This window comes from Colwellia aquaemaris, assembly GCF_057548755.1.
Genome location: NZ_BAAJLV010000004.1, coordinates 131,169 through 152,306, shown reverse-complemented (window position 1 = coordinate 152,306; position 21,138 = coordinate 131,169). Strand labels below are relative to the sequence as shown.

Here is a 21,138-nt window from a genome sequence, read left to right as displayed (position 1 = left end):
TCTATGAGAGCTGAGTAAAATTTTTTAATAATGAAATTTGGAGATAATCTTGAGTGAAGAGCAATTAACACAGCGTAAAAACAAGCATATTTTGCAGCGTTTTTCTAAAGTTGTTGGCGTTATCAGTATTATTGTTGCTTTTATTTGCGGCGGCTATTTACTGACATTAACTGACAGTGAAGATAAAGTGATGAAAGCCTTTTTTGGTTCAATTTCATTTTTTTGCTTTATGATGGGTTTAGTTTTACACAATATTGGCAGCGCAAATTTACCTGATTTAACTGTGCCAAAGGATAAAGTTGAGCAAGAGCCCACCGAAAAACAGTAGCCGCTTTGGCTGATTTAACTGAATAGTAAAATATTGGTTAAACAAAATAAGTAGTTGTCATTACGAGGTAATTTGACATACATCACAATGGGCGTTGAAAGCTTTTGCTAGTATATAGTTACGTTAAGATCAGTAATGCAGTTATCCTTTTAGGTAGGGCAAAATGGAAGAGTGGGTAGGCGGCCTTTGGCACAAGTATATAACACGTAAAGCAAGTACCGACTTTACCGAAGCTGCGGTGCAGTTTTCTCAAGTAAGCCATGCCGTAGGTATGGTTTATCGTGCGTTAGGTGGTGACGCTATTAAACGTGTGGAAGCCGCTAGTGAGCGTGATTACATCGTTCGCCGAAGCTTTTTACAAAAAATTGCAGGTGAAAACCAACAAATTAGTTTGGCTTGGCAAGACGACGACAGCTTACGTTTGCCAGAAACATTGGCGGTTTTTCCTAGCGCAGAACTCAATCATGATTTATATATTTGGCTAGCTGTGCTTGCGGCTCAGCATACAGGTAAATTTCGTCATTGGGCCAAAGATAACCAACAGTTAGTGGTTGATGTTTTAGCTAAGTACCCGGCTATGAAACCTCGTTATGAACGTCTTGCCGAAGCTTTTGTAGAAAGTCGAGTTAATATTGCTAAGCGACCAAAATCAGAACAAGTTATGGAAGATGCAATTGTTCAGGCTATTAAAAAACCTGGCTCAGTAACCGATTTTCCAATGGTAAATTATGCACCACAAGCCGTTTATTTATGGTTATACCCTTCAGCACAGGTTGACCCGCAAATATTACCTGAATATGAAGATGATGAGGACACTGAAACTGCAGAGCTAAGTAAAGCAAAAAAAAGTGATACCAGTCGGAAAAAAGCTGAACGAGTTGATTCGGGTGACGAAAAAGACGGTATGATGATATTTCGCCTAGAAACCATGTTTTCTTGGAGTGAATTTTCAAAACTCGACCGTGGTACAGATGACAGTGATGACGATGATGAAGACAATCAAAGAATTGCTGAAGATCTTGATAAAATAACCGTATCAAAAGAGCAGAGCCAAAAAAGTGCTCGTATAAAAATTGATATGGATTTACCTTCGGCGTCAGAAGATGATATTCCATTGGGTGAAGGCATTAAAATTCCTGAATGGAATTATAAAAAGCAACGTTTAGAAGAAGATCGTTGTTTATTACATCCAATGTTACCAAAAGATGCAGCGGCAAAGGCGCTGCCAGCTAAATTACAAAAAACGGCTAAAACTATTCAAGCTCAATTTGAGCAACTGCGTAGTGTTCGTTATTGGTTAAAAGGCGAACATCAAGGTGAGGAACTCGATTTATCAGCCTGGTTAGACTTTCATGTTGAGTCGAAAATATCACCAACCCAAGAGCGCGGCTTATACCGTAGTTTCCGCGGTAATAATCGTGATATATCAACCTTATTGTTGGCTGATTTGTCGATGTCTACTGATGCCTATTTAGATGACAATAATCGTGTTATCGACGTTGTAAAAGACTCTATGCTGTTATTTGGTGAAGCATTGCATAGTGTTGGTGATAGCTTTGCTATGTATGGCTTTTCATCGGTTAAGCGCAGTAATATTCGCTTTACCTTATTGAAAAACTTTAATGAAAAGTATGATGATATAATTCGCGGTCGAGTACAGTCTATACGCCCAGGCTTTTATACGCGCATGGGAGCGGCCATTCGCCAAGCAACCAATGTTCTAGTTGAGCAGCGCAGTTCACAAAAGCTTTTATTGATATTAACCGACGGCAAACCCAATGATATTGACCATTATGAAGGGCGTTTTGGTATTGAAGACACGCATCAAGCAATTAAAGAAGCTAATCGATTAGGTATTAAACCGTTCTGTATAACCGTAGACCAAGAAGCACAAAGCTATTTACCGTATCTTTTTGGTAGTAATGGTTATACGGTTATTTTGCGTCCAGAACAATTGCCGATTAGGTTACCGCAATTGTATCACCAAATGACAAACCAATAAGAAGGCTCGCTATGTCTCATGAGAAAATTAGCTGTTTGTTTTGCCAAACAAAGAATGATAAAAATTTGGAAAATTGTAGTAACTGCGGCATGGCTTTAGCGGAAAATCACCCTGAAGGAAAAGCCCGTTGGAGCTTTTTTATGAAGGCATTTGTCTTTATTGTGGTTTTTTGTTTAGTGATGGTTTTTTATTTGCCACGTTAAAAAATATAGTAATTACATGTAGGTGGTTTAATTATTGCTTTGAGCTTTGTTATGATAATAAATGTAATTACATTGTGGTGAATTAATAATGAAAACCAATAATAAAGTGAATAAAAACAATAAACTTGTAAGTAAATTCAGCAAAATAGCATTTGCCGGAATTTTGACATTATCATGTTCAAATGCAATGGCATTAGACACTAGCTTCAGTTTTCACAAAGGCGACGAGTCAAAAACTAAAGGCCTCAGTGTTGGTCTTGCAGATAGTTTTAGCAAAGGCAGTCCTTGGTATTGGTCTCTTTCGTATAGCACATTAGATGACGTGCAAGTTAAGTGGAACAATGATGAGTTGTATTTTAAGAATGACACAATTGACGCTTTAGTAAGTTATCGTCAAAAACTTAAAAGTTATAATGCATTTTTTAAGAAAGTAACCATTGAATATCAGTTTGGTGCTTCCGTTGCCTTGACGGAAAATAAATTCTTTTGGCAAGACTTAAACGAAGAAAAGTACTTTTCTGAGAAAAACGATATTAATGCTGTTTTGGCAATTGCAGCTCATTACAATGTTAATAAAAAAACCGCGCTTACCTTAGGTATTAAACATCAACCAAGCTTTTCCGAATTTGGTGATATCAGTTCTGTTTTTCTCGGTATCAATTATACCTTTGGCAAAGGCGTTGGATATTAAATTCTAATATTCATCAAAATCTCAAATCTATTGTAAAATAATAGTCATAAAAAACCGTTAGCAGTCGATAATATTATATTATTGACTGCATTATTGCGGCTCTTGTTTTCACTCATCTTATTTTTGGCGGAGAAGTTTATGCCAGGTAAATTTAAATATTCACTTTTGGCTGTTGTGATAGCCAGTAGTGTTGGTGTAAGCCAAGTTTCTTATGCTGCGGCATGTCCTATTCCAACCCCTGTTACTGATACCGACAATGATGGAGTTGATGATAGTATTGACCTGTTTCCAACAGATCCCACTGAATGGTTTGATACTGATTTTGATGGTATAGGTAATAATGCCGATACTGATGATGATGGCGATGGGATACCTGATACAGCTGACAATAATAATGATGGTGACCCCGTTATTGACCTATATGATCCATTTCCTGAAGACGCTAATGAATGGCTCGACCGAGATGGAGACTGTTTAGGCGATAGCGTAGATACTGACGATGATAATGATGGCTATTTAGATGTTGTTGATGTTTTTCCACTAAACCCGAATGAACATATAGACACAGACAGCGATACGATTGGTGACAATGCCGATAGTGATGATGATGGTGATGGCACTATAGATGCTTTCGACGCATTTCCAAAAGATAATACTGAACAGTTAGATACCGATTTAGATGGTATTGGCAATAATGCTGATACTGATGATGACGGCGATGGTGTGCCAGATAGCAGTGATGCATTTCCTCTAGACTTTACTGAGTCTAACGACTTAGATGGCGATGGTATAGGTGATATTGCCGACAGTGATAATGACGGCGACGGCTTTAGCGATAATATTGATGTTTGGCCAGATGATCCAACAGAATGGGTTGATACCGATGGCGATACCATAGGTGACAATGCAGATACCGATGATGATAACGACGGCGTGCCTGATAGTGCTGATGCCTTTAGAACTGATCCTAATGAATCGGTCGATAGCGATGGTGATGGTATTGGTGATAATGCTGACAGTGATGATGATGGTGACGGCATTACGGATGATCGTTCAACACCAAGTGGTAGTGATGTTTTCCCTGATGATGCCACCGAGTGGGTCGATACTGACGGTGACGGGATAGGAAATAATACCGATACAGATGATGACGGTGACGGTGTTCTCGATGGTAATGATGCTTTTCCGCTTGATAATCGAGAGTTTTTAGATACAGATGGCGATGGCATTGGCAATATTGATGACAATGATGATGATGGTGACGGTGTTGCAGATAGTGCAGATCCATTTCCGTTAGATAGCACAGAAATATTTGATACTGACGGCGATGGTATAGGTAACAACACCGATACCGACGATGACGGCGATAATGTTCCTGATGGTAGCGACGCTTTTCCTCTTGACGCTACAGAAAGTGCTGACTTAGACGGAGATGGTATTGGTGATAATCTAGACACGGATGAAGACGGCGATGGATTAGATGCTATTGCAGATGGCGGCACCGACCCTGACGATAGAAATATGCTTGCCACCACAGATACCGATGGCGATGGCCAGGCGAATATTGTTGACAATGACGATGATGGTGATGGCGTAACCGATGGCGCGGATGTCTTTCCGCTAGACCCGACAGAAAGCTCGGATATTGACGGTGATGGTATTGGTGATAATGCTGACCAAGACCGGGATGGTGATGGTGTGGTAAATGCCAATGATCCCGAACCGAATAATCCACTAGCCACCACAGATACTGACGCAGATGGTATCGCTAATTTAACCGATACTGATGACGATAACGATGGCACACCCGACGCTACAGATGCTTTCCCTTTAAATGCAAATGAAGATACGGACACTGACGCTGATGGTGTAGGTAACAATGCTGATGCAGATGACGACAATGATGGCTTTGTCGACGGCAATGACGACTTTCCACTTGATGCCAATGAACATTTAGATACTGATACTGATGGTATTGGCAATAATGCTGATACTGATGACGATGGTGATGGTGTTCTTGACGCCAATGATGCTTTTCGTTTAGACGCGAACGAGTCAATAGATACCGATGGTGATCTTGTTGGGAATAATGCCGATAGTGATGACGATAATGACGGCCGTGTCGATAGCATTGACGCATTTCCACTCAATGCCTTGGAATGGTTAGACACGGATGGCGATGGAATTGGCAATAATGCCGATTTAGATGACGACAATGATGGCACCGCTGATAGTGATGATTTATATCCCCTTGACCCTCTTGAGCAACGCGATGACGATGGCGATGGTCTAGGTAATAATGCTGATGGTGACGATGACAATGATGGCATTTTAGATGAAGACGATGAGTTTCCTTTAGATCCGGGTGAAAGCTTAGATACTGATGGCGATGGTATTGGTAATGTTTTAGATACCGATGATGATAATGACGGTGTTCTCGACAATGTCGATTTATTTCCGTTAGATCCAAACGAGTGGGCAGACGCTGATAACGATGGCATTGGTAATAACGCTGATAGTGATGATGACAATGATGGCGTTATTGATATAGAAGATGCATTTCCGTTAGATCCTGTCGAAACCACGGATACTGATGGTGATGGTATTGGTAACGTTTACGACACTGATGATGACGGTGACGGTGTTTTAGATTACCTTGATCAATTGCCACTAGACCCGACCGAAAGTCTTGATTTTGATGGTGACGGCTTAGGTAACAATGCTGACCCTGATGACGATAACGATGGTATGAGTGATGCGTTTGAGCTGCAATATGGCTTTAACCCATTAGATGCCAGTGACGGCAGTATCGATACTGATGAAGACGGCGTGATTAATGCGGATGAAGAGCTCAATGGTACTAATCCGCTTATTGATGACTACGCGCCATTAATAAGCGTTCCACAAGCCGTACATGTGCAGGCAAATCATACCTTTACAAAACTATCCTTGGAAGAATTGGTCGCTATTACCCGGGTATATGTTGAAGATGGGCGTGATGGTGCGAACTGCTGTTCTTTAGTGCCATTAGGCTTTGAAACCGGCGTAAATAACTTACCATCTGGCATATATAACGTGACCTGGCGAGCAGTTGATTTAGCCGGTAATATTGCTACGGTTGAACAAACCATGAATGTACACCCACTTGTAAATTTCTACGATGGACAAATTATTGCCGAAGGTGGAGTAGCCAGAGTTAATGTTGTTTTATCAGGAGAGGCACCTGCTTACCCTGTCGAAATACCGATTGAAATAACTGGTACTGTTGATAGTTTCGATTACAGTATTGCCGATGATAAAATAGTGATTAATGAAGGTACTGATGGCTTTATTGATATTCAGTTACAGCAAGACTTTCAAACCGAAGGGAATGAACAGCTACTAGTATCATTTAAACCGCAAGTTAATGCGGGAGTAAATGCACGCCATGAAATCACTGTTACTGAAGACAATGTTATGGCCAATTTGTCAACGCATTTAAGGCAAAATGGTATTGCGGTCGCAGCAATAGCAGCTAATGAAGGCGAAGCTCAATTAACTTTAACTATCGATGATAAAAATATTACCGATCAGCACGTGGTAACTTGGGATATTCCTGCTTATATCAATGCAGAAATTACCGGAAATGAATTATCGGTTTTTATTAATCCAAGCAAAGTTGATTTACCGACTGATGCTCAAGGCATAATCTCTCTTTCTGTCACCGTTATTGATAATGGCACGCCAGCATTAGAACAAACGCAAGACATTAATATACCGTTAATTTCACAGCGTCCACGCATTGACGGTAGCGATACTGACAGAGATGGAGTCGCGGATAATATTGAAGGATATCATGATGATGACAATGACGGTTTACCAGCCTTTATGGACCGTTGGACTATTGGTTATTTACAACAATTACATGTAAATTCTGCAGAAGTAAAATTAATGGAAACCGAACCTGGTTTAACCATACAGTTAGGAAAATACGCCCGACAACAATACTCAGATGGCGTGCAAATGTCGCAAATAGATATTGATGATACGGGGTTAATTGCTAAAGACACCTATGACCGACGCAGCGATTACTTTGACTTTGTTATTAACGGCATAATGCCTTTTGGTAAGTCAATTTACGTTGTTTTACCGCTTGATAAACCTGTACCAGAATTTGCGCTTTACCGGAAATTCTCCCCTGAGAATGGTTGGCAAAACTTTGTTGAAAATGCCAATAATGCATTGGCAACTGCCGCATTAGATAATGGTGTTTGTCCGCCACCACAAAGTACGAGCTACAGTGCTGGTTTAACACAAAACCATCAATGTGTACGCTTATATATTGAAGATGGTGGGCCAAATGATGCCGATGGTAAGGCGAATGGTAGTATTGATGACCCAGGTGGTATTGCGGTAGTCCCTAATAATGAAATCGCTAAAGAAACAGATCCTGAACAATCAAGTAGCGGTAGTACTTTTTGGCTATTATTAATTTTAGTACTCAGAAGTATTCGTTGGAAACTCAGCCATAATTTTATTAGAGCTAGATTTTTTTCTGATAAATAACCAAAGGGCTCAAAGCAAATAAATAAGTAACAAGATTAATGAGTTTTTAGCTGCTAATTGTCTTGTTGCTTTTTTTTTCGCGTGTAAAATACCGCCATCTTTATTTTTACTTTCGTATAGCAAGACTTATTTATGTTCGAACTAAAATATCAAACGCCTAAAGAATGGGCGCAAGTAGTGTTGAGTGATTTTGACGCTTTTCTTACCGACCATGCCGCGGCAGAAAAAAAAGCCTCAGGCATGGCGATGTCGATGATTTCTCATTATCCAGATAGAAAATCTGTGGTAAAAGCCATGGCAGATTTAGCAATTGAAGAGTTAATTCACTTTAAACAAGTCTTAAAGTTAATTAATGCCCGTGGTGGCCAGTTAGGTGCTGACGAAAAGGACCCATACATTAATCAACTACGAAAAGTCTTTCGCAATGGCAGTGATGTTTTCTTTATGGACAGATTAATTGTCGCAGGTGTTATCGAAGCGCGTGGTTATGAACGTTTTTCACTGGTAGCAGAAGCCTTACCTGCTGGCAAAGACAAAGACTTGTACCAAAGCATTGCCAAGTCAGAAGAAAAGCATAAAAACCTATTTATTGAATTAGCCTATGAGTATTTTCCAAAAGATGAAGTAAATGCACGTTTAGATGAAATTTTGGATATTGAAGCTGATATTTGTTTGGCGCTGCCATTTAGAGCCGCATTGCATTAATACCAACATAGAGCATGTAGGATATTTTCCAAATGCAGAGTAACCAGCTTAGCAAGCAGCAGTTTAAATCCGTCAGTAAGTATGTTGCCCAATATGCTGAGCATGAAGTTACAAGCTTAGCTAACTTTCCTAGTAAGCAGAAATTTGAGCATGTACTTGTTATTCCAGCTTTTCAAGAAGACAAGGTATTTCTTGAACGCTTTATTCAATCGCCATTGGCACAACAGCAATGTCTAGTGATAGTAGTGATTAACCAGCCTAACAGTGGCTTAGGGCAGCAATATGCTCATGCTCAACTAGAATTGGCCAAGGCTATATATGAATTTGGTCAACTTTGCTGGCAAAACGGAAGCTTACGTTTAATTGAACTGTTAGCGCAATCTCAGCCGCTTAATAGTGCTGTTCTTGTTGTGGATCGATTTACCCTACCTATTCCTGCTGAGCAAGGTGTAGGTTTAGCGAGAAAAATTGGTGCTGATATCGCAGCAGCATTATATTTGAATGGCAATATTTCCTCACCCTGGATACATTCAACTGATGCTGACGCTGCGCTGCCGGAAAATTATTTTACTGCCCATCAACAAGAAAATATAAAAACAAAAAACAACACGGGAAAAAGCATAGTCGCTAGCTGTTGTAACTTTTTTCATCATAGTGATCATCAAGCTATTCATCAAGCAAATGCCTTATATGAGAAGGCATTACGCTATTATGTTGCGGGCTTAACTTATGCGCAATCACCTTACAACTATTTTACCATTGGCAGTATTTTGTCTTTTGATGTTATTGCTTATAGTCAGGCCAGAGGGTTCCCAAAACGTAGCGCAGGAGAAGACTTTTATTTACTAAATAAACTCGCAAAACTTGGTGCGATAGTACACTTACCAGAAGTTGTTATCAAACTAGATGCTAGACCATCACAACGAGTGCCCTTTGGTACTGGGCCTGCCGTTAAGTCGATAATGGAGTTAACCGCTCAAGGTATGGATTACGATTATTATCACCCAGAAGTATTTATTGAACTAAAACACTGTTTAGCTGCATTTGATAGCCTATGGCAACAAAGAGAAAAGCCAGCGTTATGGTTAGAAAAATTAACCGTACCGACACAAAACGCGTTAACAGAAATAGGTTTACTTGCCTTTATAAGTAAGCAAAAGGGTGCCAGTCAAGGTCAATTTAATAAGCAGCTTATTGTTTGGTTTGATAGCTTTAAAACCCTTAAATTTATTCATGCCCTACGAGCGAATGGACTTAAAAATATAGCATTAAAGCAAGCACTTAACCTTGCACCTTTTCATCTATAGTTGTTGCATAGCTTTTAAACCACACCAAAACGCGCATGAGCTATTGGTGTGGTTATTAGAGCTTATAAGTAGTTATTGACAGCGTTAACAACGTAGAACAAACAGTCAGAACGAGCAATGTTACTCTGATTAGAGGCCATAAATATTTTTAAGTTTGTCGCACAAACAAGTTTATTATCAACTAATTTGAAGTAGTTTTCGATGACGTTAATACCCTGGTCGTTTAGCATTTCAAGGTTTTCTAAGCCTTTATCATCAAGCCACCCCAATAGCAAACCTTCACAACAACCGCCGTAATTAAACTGCTCAATATTTTGTCTTAAGGTTACGCCGCTATAATTTTCATCATGTTCACTAAACGACAATTTACGATCAGCTTTGATCACTAAGCGTAGCGGTTTATAAAGTATTTGTACTGCTTTGTCTTGTGGAAGTGTGCAACTACTATCGCATTTAGCAAATTGTCTAATGCCATTAAATGCCACTTCATGGGCTTGGTCATCATTACTGCCGCCACATTCAATGGTGACAACCGGGCATGAAAAGTCCAGCTCCATCATGGCACCAATACTGATATCAGATAAAATCAAGGTGTCGCAAAAATAAGACGCTAACGATAAAACGTTTGGACTAATTAAGGTGCTCACGGCAAATGCAGGGCCATTACCTGAGGTATTGTGTAAGTCAATTATTGCTTTTGGATTGACTTCACGAATTGCATTTTCAATTAATTTTGCCCGTTGAATATAGCCATCAATATCTTTATTAGCACCGTCTTTACTGTTTAGGATACTTTTTTCATTAAAACAACGGTTTAAGTCGACGCCATCAGGTAGGTAGCGATGCGTGAATAAATGCTGATACGTTGCCGCTTCAACTGAAGAAATAATAATACGAATATTAGTTTTAGGCTTAGGTAATTCATTTTTACTGGTTAGCCAACGGTGAATTGCAATGAGGCCAGACGGTTCATCGCCGTGCAATAGTGTCGAAATTACTCTCCACTCGTCCTTGTTTTCACCACTAATATCAATAACTGTAAGCCCAATTAGCGATAAAAGAAACTGCTGATAATCAGCATGTAAAGTTCGACTACATGGGTCTACTAAATAATTTATTTCGCTAAAATCTATGTCCATAACTTGCCCCAGAACGCGAAAGGTACTTCGCGCGTTTATTAAATTAGTTGCTTTGATAATCCAGTCACTCTGCAAATATCAGAGTAACTTGGCTATGTGTCTAATATTGATATCGAAGCTGAACATTCGTAAATGCATCAATTGACAACATTTCACTAGCATGACACAGAGTATTATTTGAGGTTATTGACTAAGGTCAAATATGCAGGCGTTATTCTGATAGAATTTTCGGCTTTTTATGCTTTTTTGATCTTAAGTAAACTTAACGGCAGGCTGTAAAATATAAAGAGTGAGGATGATAAAAATAGTAATTTAAATTGTGATATATGACACATTGCTAAAGTTAATTTTTCTGCTGAATAACATAGTGGATAATTCGCACTCTGTAATTCAAACTTACTTATTGTTATTGGCCTAATCACAATAACACCGATAACAAAAAATAGGTGTAACCAAACCAATATCAACATTTCACTAGTTACAGTAATTCACCTTCCCAAGAAATTGCTATCCAGTAAGCATCGTTAAGCCTAATTAAGTTATCGAGAGAATATCTGTTAGGTAGTTTATTTCGAAACTCTTAACGATAGTAACCTAATGCCATAAGAAATATTCGAAAAAAAATGTACATATTTGTTTTTTAACTATAATGTGACATATATCACATTGTGGTTGTCGATGGACTTAATCTTGTTGGTAGTAGTTGCTCTCATAAGGTGCAATTTTAACAAATAGGGAGATTAAAATATAAATATGGATATTTTATTAGTAGATGATGATCAAGTAGATAGAACTGCTATTACTCGAACGCTTAAGAAAAGCAACTTAAATGTCAATATAGAAGAAGCAGTTACCGTAGATCAAGGATTAGAATTATACGCTAAACATGCCTTTGATATCATTCTGCTTGATTACAGCATGCCCGCTCGTGATGGCATAGAAATGATCCTAGATATTAGGAATGAATCCAAAGGCTCAAGCACTGCCATTGTAATGATGAGCACATTTGAAGACGAAAGTATTGCACTTGAATGTATTAAAGCGGGTGCTCAAGATTTTTTAATAAAATCTGATATCTCGGAAAAAAAGTTACGAAGAGCGATACTTCATTCAACGACACGGCATGAATTAGAAGTAAAGCTTTTTGAAACATATCAGCAGGTTAAGCAATTAGCAGAAACAGACTCTTTAACAAAGTTACCCAACCGTTATTTTTTTGATGAGTCACTTAAATTAGCTATCACAAATAACAGACGAAATGACCATACACTTGCTCTATTACTCTTTGATATAGATAACTTTAAGTTAATCAATGATAACTTTGGTCATGATGTTGGCGATCTTTTACTGAAGAAGAATGTAGCAAAAATAAAAAAGTGTCTTAGAGGCAATGAATTGTTTGCACGGTTAGGTGGAGACGAGTTTGCAATCACCTTAAGTAATTTGCAAAACAGTGAACAAGCACTATTGGTGGCACAACGTATTATTAGCACAATGCAAACACCTATTGAAATAGCAACCACTACAATAAACTCTACAGTGAGTATTGGCATAGCACTTCACCCATGTAACGGAAAGACGAGTGAAGAATTATTTAAATATGCTGATATTGCTATGTATCGTGCGAAAAAATTAGGCAAGAATCGAATTTGTTTTTTTGAAGAGGAAATGCAACAAAAATTTCATCGACGGCTACAAGTAGAGTTAGAGCTAAGAGATGCAATAGAACAGCAGCAATTTGAGTTGTATTACCAGCCAGTTATCGACCCAATAAATCAGAGTGTAACAGGATTTGAAGCACTCATACGTTGGAATGTTGCTGGTGCTGTTCGTTCGCCTGATGATTTTATTGAAATTGCAGAAGAAACCCAACAGATTTCTGATATTGGGCTTTGGGTGATTGACGAAGCTATTTCAACGCTAGCAAAATGGAATCAAAATCGAAGAAAGCCTTTAACAATGGCAATTAATATATCGGCCGTACAATTAGGCGATTTTACCGTTGTGGAAGCCCTTGCTGACTGTTTATCGAAATACGATGTATCCGCCCATTTAATTGAAATAGAATTAACCGAAACAGCATTACTCAAAGACTCTATAACCTCCCGTCAAGTGCTCACCGATATAGTAGAAGGTGGCTGCCATTTATCGCTTGATGATTTTGGAACAGGTTACTCTTCAATTGCACATTTAAGAAATCACCCCATTTCAATTGTAAAGATTGATAAAAGCTTAATGCCATACGATACCCACGACATCAAGCGTATTGCATTAGTCGAAGGACTGGTATCTATGGCTAGTATTTTAGGCTTAGGTGTCATAGCGGAAGGTGTTGAAACAGAACAACATGCAGAACTCTGTAAGCAACTTAATATTGGACGTGCTCAAGGTTACTATTATTCTCGTCCTCAATCTCAACGTTATATTGAAGAAACTTACCTTTAAATGTCACATTGCTTTTGCTTAATAATTCAAGGATAAATCATGACTATAAAGGTAACTAAACCGAATAGTTTTCTACATTGGTATCATTGGGTCGTTATATCGGCTTCCCTTATACTAACCATTACGGCCTGGAAAATATCAGATAACCAAATACAAGAAAAAAGATCTGAGTTATTCAAAATCCAGTCTGAACAGTTACTTGCCCAAATTTCTGAACGAATGTCGCATTATGAAGTTGCATTAAAGGCTGGGGCAGCCGCCATCCAAACATTTGCCCCAAAAACACAGGTAAACGATTGGAAGGTATTTTCTAAAAGGCTAAACCTTACCGACACTTACCCAGGGATTAATGGCATTGGTGTAATTTACTTTGTCCCAGATAATAATATTAGCCAATTTATTGAGCACCAGCGTAAATACAGACCTAACTTTAATGTTCACCCAAAACACGATGAGCAAGAGTATTGGCCAATTACCTATATAGAGCCGCTTAAAGGTAATGAAAAAGCTGTTGGACTAGATATGGCGTTTGAATATAACCGTTTCAGCGCAGCTAAAAAAGCGCGAGATAGTGCAACTACGCAAATAACAGCCCCAATAGTACTTGTTCAGGATGCTAAAAAAACACCAGGGTTTTTAAAGTATATTCCATTTTATAATTCTTCGAATATTAGCACTGCAGAGCAACGCCAAACACATTTTGTTGGCCACGTTTACGCTCCTTTCATTATGCACAAATTAATGGAAGGGACACTTATGCAAAGTAATAGACAATTGGCATTTAGCATATTTGATGGCGATAGTAATCTTTATGATGAGCTTACGCCTGACAATGAACACTTTGACTCTAAACCTCTATTTCAGAAAACTGTCACTATAGATATGTACGGTAGACCGTGGACATTTAATATTCAAACAGCACTTTCATTTAAAACATCGACACATTCAAGTCAGCCGCTGATTATTCTAGGAGGCGGTATTGTTATTGACGCCATGTTGGTGTTTATTTTTCTTATGCTAGCACGCTCTCAAAAGGAAGCAGTAACACTTGCCAATACAATAAATCAGCGACTGTCTGTGAAAGATAAGTATTATAAACACATTATAGAATCAGCACCTTGTGGCATGATTATCACGAATGTTGATGGCGTGATTGAAACAGTAAACCCACAAACCGAATTGCTTTTTGGCTATAAGAGCGAAGAATTAATTGGCAATAAGATTGATATGCTGCTCCCCAAACGCTTTCAAAAGCAACACCCACAACATCGTGACAGTTTTAATAACAGCCCCTCTAATCGCCAAATGGGACTTAACAGAGAGGTTTTTGGTTTAACAAAAACAGAGCACGAATTTCCTGCGGAGATAGGGTTAGCACAATTTAAAAGTGGTGATGACATAAAAACCCTCGCGACGGTTATTGATATGTCAGAGCATGTAAAAATGTCAAAAGAGCTAGATGAAATAGCTCAGGCAATTATCATTCAAGAAAGGTATTTTAAGCATATTATTGAATCAGCTCCTTGTGGCATGATTATCACTAATATCGATGGTGTGATTGAAACAGTAAACCCACAAATTGAATTACTTTTTGGCTATAAAAGTGAAGAGTTAATCGGCAATAAAGTTGATATGCTGATACCTAAGCGGTATCAAAAACAACATCCACAGCATCGTAATAGCTTTAATAAAAGCCCTTCTAATCGCCAAATGGGGCTTAACAGGGAAGTTTTTGGTTTAACAAAAACTGAGAATGAGTTTCCTGCGGAAATAGGGCTAGCGCAATTTAAAAGTGGCAATGACTTAAAAACACTTGCGACCATTATTGATATGACAGAGCATATTCAAATTACAGAAGAGTTGAAGCGGAGCAATCGGGAACTCAGTGATTTTGCCTATGTAGCATCTCATGATTTGAAAGCCCCTTTAAGAGGCATAATGCAACTTTCATCTTGGATTGAGGAAGACATTGCTGACTTTGCTGATGATGATACTAAAAACAACTTAGCGTTACTAATGAATAGAACCTCACGCTTAGAGAGTTTATTAGAGGACTTATTAGCATATTCTCGCATTGGCCGTAAAATAGGTGATGTTCAAGTTGTTAATATACGAGAGCTTGTTTTGAATATATTTGATTTACAGAATCCATCAAATGAAATTTCAATAACATGCGATAATTCTCTTCCTGAAATTAAAACGTACCTCGTACCTTTGGAAACTATTTTTCGTAACCTAATTGGAAATTCGATTAAGCATAATAACAATAAGAGTAAGCTAGCAATTAACATATCTGCTATTGAACACAGCACTTTTTACGAGTTTTCGGTAGAAGATAATGGCTCAGGTATCCCTAAGCAACATCATAAACAAATTTTTGAACTATTTAAAACATTAAAACCTAGAGATGAAGTAGAAGGAAGTGGTATGGGACTTTCTATCATAAAGAAATTACTTGATTATCAAAACTGCAAGATATCGGTTGTTTCTGATGGCAAGAGCGGCACTTGTTTTACTTTTACTTGGCCTAAATAAAAAATTGGAATAAATAAATGAGTGAAATTAGTTATAAGCATGCGACCATTTTGTTAGTAGAGGATGATGATGTTGATGCGAAAAGTGTTGAACGAGCATTTAAAAAATTAAAAATAGTTAACCCTATTGTTCGTGCTAAAGATGGCATGATTGCATTAGAACTTTTAAAAAAATGTGAAGTATCTAAGCCATACTTGATTCTGCTAGACCTTAATATGCCACGAATGGGAGGGCTAGAATTTTTATCAGAAATTCGTAAAGATGAAGGCTTGAAGAACAGTGTCGTCTTCGTATTAACGACCAGCAAGGATGACGAAGATAAACTTGCGGCATACGAAAAAAACATAGCAGGGTACATTGTTAAGGAAAGGTTGCAATATGGTTTTGACGAGCTTGTTAAACTACTTGATCACTATTGGAGAATTGTAGAACTTCCAGAACAATAACTTTTAACAGTTTTTCTTTTATAAAGCCCTTGAAGAGTGAGTTATTTTCACAAAGTTGCTTATGGTAGAATTGAGTACGAGTGGTCGTTGAAAGTTCAATAACCTGAGAAACTCGGATGAGTTCACCTTAGTCTAATGTTTAACCAATCTCAAGGGCCGCAACTGGTTTGTTGTGGGTGCTAGGACTATATCTAGTTTACGCATTCAATACGCACAAAACGGCTTATGTTTGCTAGCTGTTTTTCTGCTTTTTAACATTTCTTTAGCAACCTTGATGTAAATTTTCAATAAACTCATTTTAATCTATTTCAATTTGGCTACAGACCAGAACATTATTGAACAAGAACTCTCATAGTTTGTGATAGTGCACAAAATTTTATATTGTTTTAGACTCAGATTTTCTTATTTATGTCATTAATCATTTTTTGTATTTCGAACTTTCAAATAAATTGGTGATACTTGCTTACTTTCACCTCCCGTAAATAAAGTGTTAACCTACTGTGCGTTTGTCAGTAATGTTTTTAGCGTAACATAAGGATTTAAATTTTATGCAAACATTGGTTGCTAATATCTTGGCTCAAATAGAGTCTGTTGTGATCGGAAAGCCTCACCAAGTTAAATTGGCATTGGCGTGTTTATTAGCTAAAGGCCATATTTTAATTGAAGATTTACCTGGAATGGGTAAAACAACATTGGCAAATACTTTAGCTTATACTCTGGGACTATCTTATCAACGCATTCAATTTACTTCTGATTTAATGCCCGCTGATGTTATAGGTATAGCGATATTCGATGAGCATAAAAAGGCCTTTCAATTACATCAAGGGGCAATTTTTAATCAGGTGGTATTAGCCGATGAAGTAAACCGAGCTAGCCCTAAAACTCAAAGTGCATTGTTAGAAGCTATGGAAGAAGGGCGAGTCAGTATCGATGGGGTAACTCATCAACTTCCTGAGCCATTTTTTGTTATTGCTACACAAAACCCAATGTCACATGCAGGTACGTACCCATTACCTGAGTCGCAACTTGACCGTTTTATGATGCGGATTTCGCTAGGTTTTCCGAGCCAAGAAGCTGAACGTAAAATACTGCAATCTACAGACTCTCATGGGCATAGCAGTGAAGTTAGCCCTTGCTTAAATGACCAACAATTATTAGAAATACAGCAACATATCAGTGAAATCGTCGTTGCTCCGGCTATAATTGATTATGTTATCGCCCTTTGTCAGGTCAGTCGTCAGCCAAACCAAGTAAATAAAGCCTTATCACCAAGGGCAGGTAAGGCACTAATTGCCGCAGCAAAATCTTGGGCGTTTATGGAAAATCGCGATTATGTTATGCCAGAAGATATACAGGCAGTTTTCTCACCAGTGTGTGAGCATAGATTGGCACCACAGCAGCTAAATGTATATGAGCAAAGTGATGAGTTTTCAAAATTATTGCTTGAGCAAGTTGACCCAACTAAGCCATTGTCGAATTAGTAAATTAGGTTTTTGATGAGTATTAAATCCACGCTTATTCGTTGGTTAATAAAGCCAAGTAAATCTTGGCTACAAAAGCGATTAAATGCTTGGCTCGCAAAACGCATCCCTAAAGCAAAACAACAGCAAATAAATTATCGAAATATTTTTATTATGCCAACTCGTTTTGGTACAGCATTTTGTATTTTTACTTTCTTGTTATTTTTATTAGGTACTAATTATCAAAATAATATTATTATTTTGATCAGTTACTTGCTAGTAAGTTTTTTTATTGTCGTTTTACATCACAGTTTCTTTAATTTATCAGGCTTAACATTCATTGCCAGAATGTCTATTAGTGGTTTCGCTGGGAAACGACTATTATTTCCACTAACGATAGTAAGCAGTAAACAACGCTTTAATATTCAATTATCTTTTCAGCAAGAAAGCGACAGCCAATATAGTAAGAACGTGCCGATAATACAGCCAGGCGAGAACGAAATATTGGTGCCCTATAAAGCAATAACGCGAGGACAATATGCATTAACACGTATCTTAATTACGAGTGAATATGGCTTTGGTTTGTTCCGCTCTTGGACTCGGTTAGACTTTGCGCAACGAGTTACGGTATTTCCAAAGCCAATAACGTATGCTTGGCATCAGCAACAAAACGCTGCCACAGCGACCGAGTTAAATGAAGCGGTAGAAAGTCACCGTGATAGCTTACAAATTGGTCACGATGAGTTTTATCAATTACAGCAATATCGGCAAGGAGAGCCTTTTAGTCGTGTCGCTTGGAAGCAGGTTGCTCGCGGTCAAGGTTGGTTATCTAAACAATTTCAGCAAACATTGTCTAATAAGCTGCAATTAGATTTTGACTCGTTGCCAGATTCAACGTTAGAGCAAAAGTTAAGCCTCCTCAGTTACGCAGTTAATGACTGTTATCAACAGCAAATTTCTTTTTCTTTAAAGTTACCTAATCAAGAGTTTGCCTATGATAGTAGCCCAGAGCACACCACTCGGTGCTTAACAGCACTTGCCTGTTATTGAGGGAATAGCAGAGATGATGAAAAGCGCTTTTAAAAGTGATATTACTCAAGCTAAAAACAGCCAATTGTTGCTAAGCAACCAGCTGTATTTTATGTTGCTGGCGCTACAACTGATAAATTTACTAACGCTAGTGATGCAATTACATATTGTTTATATTGTTATCGCAATATTTTTATTAGTGATACAGGTGTTGGCTCACAATAAACAACGCAGAGTTATACCGCTTACGGCTAAACAACATCCAGCATCTAAAAATAGTCTCATTCAATTTTATGCAGCGCCCAAAGTACTCTCTACATGGGCAATAGTATGCTTAGCAATTGCGGGCAGTATTGTTATCGCAATTTCAGGGCGTGAACTTGGCTTACTACTGAGTATGGTGCACTTACTTTGTTTTGCTTATAGTTTAAAAATATTTGAATTGCCAAAACGAAAAGATTTATATCAATTGGTAGTACTCGGCATCTTTATTGCCACATCGTCATTAATTTTTCATCAATCTGTCTATTTTTCTATAGCTGTTATTGCTTTGGTTTTTGCCAACCTTATGGTTTTATTATGTTTCCTTGCGCCTAGAGTCACAATCAGACAGCAAGGTAAAACGATGGCGAAATTAATGTTACTGTCGCTACCGTTAACTATTGCGTTATTTATCGGTTTTCCAAAGCTAACACCGTTTTGGCAAGTACCTAATGTAGAGTCAGCAAAAGTTGGATTGTCAGAACAAGTAAAAATAGGTGATATTGCCCAGCTGACACTATCTGATGAATTGGCATTTCGTGTTAGTTTTAAAGAAAGTATTCCTGCTCAATCTCAGCAATATTGGCGTGCTTTAGTCCTAGAGGACTTTGACGGCACTACGTGGCAACAAGCAACTTTAAGAAAGCCACTATCAACAAACAGACGATTTACTGAGCGCCAAGGCCTAGCAGTTAATGCTGAAGTTAAAGGCCAAGGTATTGACTATCAAGTTATTACTGAGCCTAGTTTTCAGTCTTGGCTATTTGCATTAGACTTTGCAACAAGTGAACAAGCAAATATTGGCCAACGTGCTGATTTTTCATTATATTATCGCGGAATTATTAATAAAACCTTAAGCTACAATGTCACCAGTTTTCCCGAAGCAATTTTGGCGGAAAACCTTTCTGATCTTGAACGTACGTTAAACCTTACCATTCCCATAAATAGCAACCCAAGATTACAAGAGCAAGGGCGAGTACTTAGTCAACGTTTTACTGACAACAGGCAGTTAATTAATCATGTTTTAGCGCAACTTAATCAACAGGCATACTTCTATACTTTGCAGCCTCCCAGATTAAGTGGTGATACCTTAGATCAGTTCTATTTTGATACTAAAGCAGGGTTTTGTGAACATTATGCGAGTGCCTTTACCTATTTAATGCGTGCCGCGGGTATACCTGCGCGTATGGTGGTTGGTTATTTAGGCGGGGAAATAAACCTAACGGGTAATTATTTAAGTGTTTATCAGCGCAATGCTCACGCGTGGTCGGAAGTTTGGTTACCAGGGCAAGGTTGGGTGAGGGTGGACCCAACCGCCGCTGTTGATCCTGAACGTGTTGAACGTGGATTTTCATCTAATCTAATGCGTGAGTACACTGATTTGTCAAGCGGCTTGTTTTCGTTTTCCTCGTTTAAGGCAAGTTGGATATATAGAGAAATAAAGCAGCAGTTTGAAGCGCTTGATTACCAATGGACGCGTTGGGTTATTGGGTATACAGGCCAACGTCAAAGCCAGTTGTTACAGCGTTTGTTATCGTCATTACCATCACTGAAAAGTATTATTAATTTAATTTTAATTACATTGGTGATGGCAATTACTATTATATTTATTCGCTTTTTCTTGCCAAAGAAAAATCAAGCTCATCATTGGCAAAAGCAGTATTTGACTATAGTGAATATGCTTGCCAAGCAAAATTTGGTAAAAGAGATCTCGATGACAGAAATGCAGTTTTGCCATTTCGTTAGCCAAAGCAAAACTGACTTATCAGAAAATTTTAGGCAGCTTTCAAAGTACTATTGTCAATTACAATACCAGTTCACAATACCAAATAGCGCTCCTAATCACATAGTTTATGACCAACAAGTAGCTGCGCTGAATAAATTTGAAAAATACTACCATGCTATACGTTGGCAACTTTGGAAAGCTAAATTCAAATTTAATTAAAAATACCGCTGATATTTGAAAAGTGGTGCTTCAACAATAGATAATCACTTATCAGTTCTAGTGTTATTGACCTTGATGTGATTAAATTTAGCCATAA

Annotated in this window: 13 protein-coding genes; 12 read left to right on the top strand and 1 reads right to left on the bottom strand. The window is 38.2% G+C overall.

The genetic code is table 11. The annotated features are described in order from the left end of the window. Positions 1-49: 49 nt before the first annotated feature. The 6 genes from AC27HL_RS12550 to AC27HL_RS12525 all read left to right on the top strand — a co-directional run bounded on the left by AC27HL_RS12550 (position 50) and on the right by AC27HL_RS12525 (position 9,781). Positions 50-328, top strand: a complete 279-nt coding sequence (locus AC27HL_RS12550; protein ID WP_487081347.1) for a hypothetical protein — start codon at positions 50-52, stop codon at positions 326-328. Positions 329-491: 163 nt separating this feature from the next. Next, positions 492-2,330 carry a nitric oxide reductase activation protein NorD gene (locus AC27HL_RS12545; protein ID WP_487081346.1) on the top strand — a complete coding sequence of 613 codons (1,839 nt, stop codon included), beginning with the start codon at positions 492-494 and terminating at the stop codon, positions 2,328-2,330. 291 nt (positions 2,331-2,621) lie between these two features. Beyond that, positions 2,622-3,224: a hypothetical protein gene (locus AC27HL_RS12540; protein ID WP_487081345.1), complete on the top strand. Its 603-nt coding sequence runs from the start codon at positions 2,622-2,624 to the stop codon at positions 3,222-3,224. 138 nt (positions 3,225-3,362) lie between these two features. Continuing rightward, positions 3,363-7,769, top strand: coding sequence for a thrombospondin type 3 repeat-containing protein (locus AC27HL_RS12535; RefSeq protein ID WP_487081344.1), 4,407 nt, complete (start codon positions 3,363-3,365; stop codon positions 7,767-7,769). A gap of 132 nt (positions 7,770-7,901) precedes the next feature. Continuing rightward, positions 7,902-8,474 (top strand): MiaE family protein, encoded by a 573-nt coding sequence (locus AC27HL_RS12530; RefSeq protein ID WP_487081343.1) that lies wholly within the window; start codon positions 7,902-7,904, stop codon positions 8,472-8,474. 32 nt (positions 8,475-8,506) lie between these two features. Further along, positions 8,507-9,781: a hypothetical protein gene (locus AC27HL_RS12525; protein WP_487081342.1), complete on the top strand. Its 1,275-nt coding sequence runs from the start codon at positions 8,507-8,509 to the stop codon at positions 9,779-9,781. Between the two features lie 62 nt (positions 9,782-9,843). On the opposite strand, the gene AC27HL_RS12520 is transcribed toward AC27HL_RS12525, so the two are convergent. Next, a complete protein-coding gene (locus AC27HL_RS12520) occupies positions 9,844-10,920 on the bottom strand; it encodes a M14 family metallopeptidase (RefSeq protein ID WP_487081341.1) in 1,077 nt (358 codons plus the stop codon). 753 nt (positions 10,921-11,673) lie between these two features. On the opposite strand from AC27HL_RS12520, the gene AC27HL_RS12515 reads away from it, so the two are divergent. The 6 genes from AC27HL_RS12515 (at position 11,674) to AC27HL_RS12490 (ending at position 21,041) form a co-directional block, all read left to right on the top strand. Beyond that, positions 11,674-13,365: a two-component system response regulator gene (locus tag AC27HL_RS12515; RefSeq protein WP_487081340.1), complete on the top strand. Its 1,692-nt coding sequence runs from the start codon at positions 11,674-11,676 to the stop codon at positions 13,363-13,365. Positions 13,366-13,404: 39 nt separating this feature from the next. Beyond that, complete coding sequence (locus tag AC27HL_RS12510) at positions 13,405-15,900, top strand: CHASE domain-containing protein (protein WP_487081339.1); 2,496 nt, start codon at positions 13,405-13,407, stop codon at positions 15,898-15,900. Positions 15,901-15,917: 17 nt separating this feature from the next. Next, complete coding sequence (locus AC27HL_RS12505; RefSeq protein WP_487081338.1) at positions 15,918-16,346, top strand: response regulator; 429 nt, start codon at positions 15,918-15,920, stop codon at positions 16,344-16,346. 548 nt (positions 16,347-16,894) lie between these two features. After that, positions 16,895-17,827, top strand: a complete 933-nt coding sequence (locus AC27HL_RS12500) for an AAA family ATPase (protein WP_487081337.1) — start codon at positions 16,895-16,897, stop codon at positions 17,825-17,827. Positions 17,828-17,842: 15 nt separating this feature from the next. Continuing rightward, positions 17,843-18,856, top strand: coding sequence for a DUF58 domain-containing protein (locus tag AC27HL_RS12495; RefSeq protein ID WP_487081336.1), 1,014 nt, complete (start codon positions 17,843-17,845; stop codon positions 18,854-18,856). Positions 18,857-18,869: 13 nt separating this feature from the next. Beyond that, the gene (locus AC27HL_RS12490; protein WP_487081335.1) at positions 18,870-21,041 is read left to right on the top strand and encodes a transglutaminase TgpA family protein; all 2,172 of its coding nucleotides are present in this window, start codon (positions 18,870-18,872) and stop codon (positions 21,039-21,041) included. Positions 21,042-21,138 lie beyond the last annotated feature (97 nt).

Bases quoted from the DNA above. Each gene is read 5' to 3' on its own strand.
- AC27HL_RS12510 (WP_487081339.1), top strand. From the start codon at position 13,405: ATGACTATAAAGGTAACTAAACCGAATAGTTTTCTACATTGGTATCAT.
- AC27HL_RS12505 (WP_487081338.1), top strand. From the start codon at position 15,918: ATGAGTGAAATTAGTTATAAGCATGCGACCATTTTGTTAGTAGAGGAT.
- AC27HL_RS12500 (WP_487081337.1), top strand. From the start codon at position 16,895: ATGCAAACATTGGTTGCTAATATCTTGGCTCAAATAGAGTCTGTTGTG.
- AC27HL_RS12535 (WP_487081344.1), top strand. From the start codon at position 3,363: ATGCCAGGTAAATTTAAATATTCACTTTTGGCTGTTGTGATAGCCAGT.
- AC27HL_RS12495 (WP_487081336.1), top strand. From the start codon at position 17,843: ATGAGTATTAAATCCACGCTTATTCGTTGGTTAATAAAGCCAAGTAAA.
- AC27HL_RS12525 (WP_487081342.1), top strand. From the start codon at position 8,507: ATGCAGAGTAACCAGCTTAGCAAGCAGCAGTTTAAATCCGTCAGTAAG.
- AC27HL_RS12545 (WP_487081346.1), top strand. From the start codon at position 492: ATGGAAGAGTGGGTAGGCGGCCTTTGGCACAAGTATATAACACGTAAA.
- AC27HL_RS12530 (WP_487081343.1), top strand. From the start codon at position 7,902: ATGTTCGAACTAAAATATCAAACGCCTAAAGAATGGGCGCAAGTAGTG.
- AC27HL_RS12540 (WP_487081345.1), top strand. From the start codon at position 2,622: ATGAAAACCAATAATAAAGTGAATAAAAACAATAAACTTGTAAGTAAA.
- AC27HL_RS12490 (WP_487081335.1), top strand. From the start codon at position 18,870: ATGATGAAAAGCGCTTTTAAAAGTGATATTACTCAAGCTAAAAACAGC.
- AC27HL_RS12520 (WP_487081341.1), bottom strand. From the start codon at position 10,920: ATGGACATAGATTTTAGCGAAATAAATTATTTAGTAGACCCATGTAGT.
- AC27HL_RS12515 (WP_487081340.1), top strand. From the start codon at position 11,674: ATGGATATTTTATTAGTAGATGATGATCAAGTAGATAGAACTGCTATT.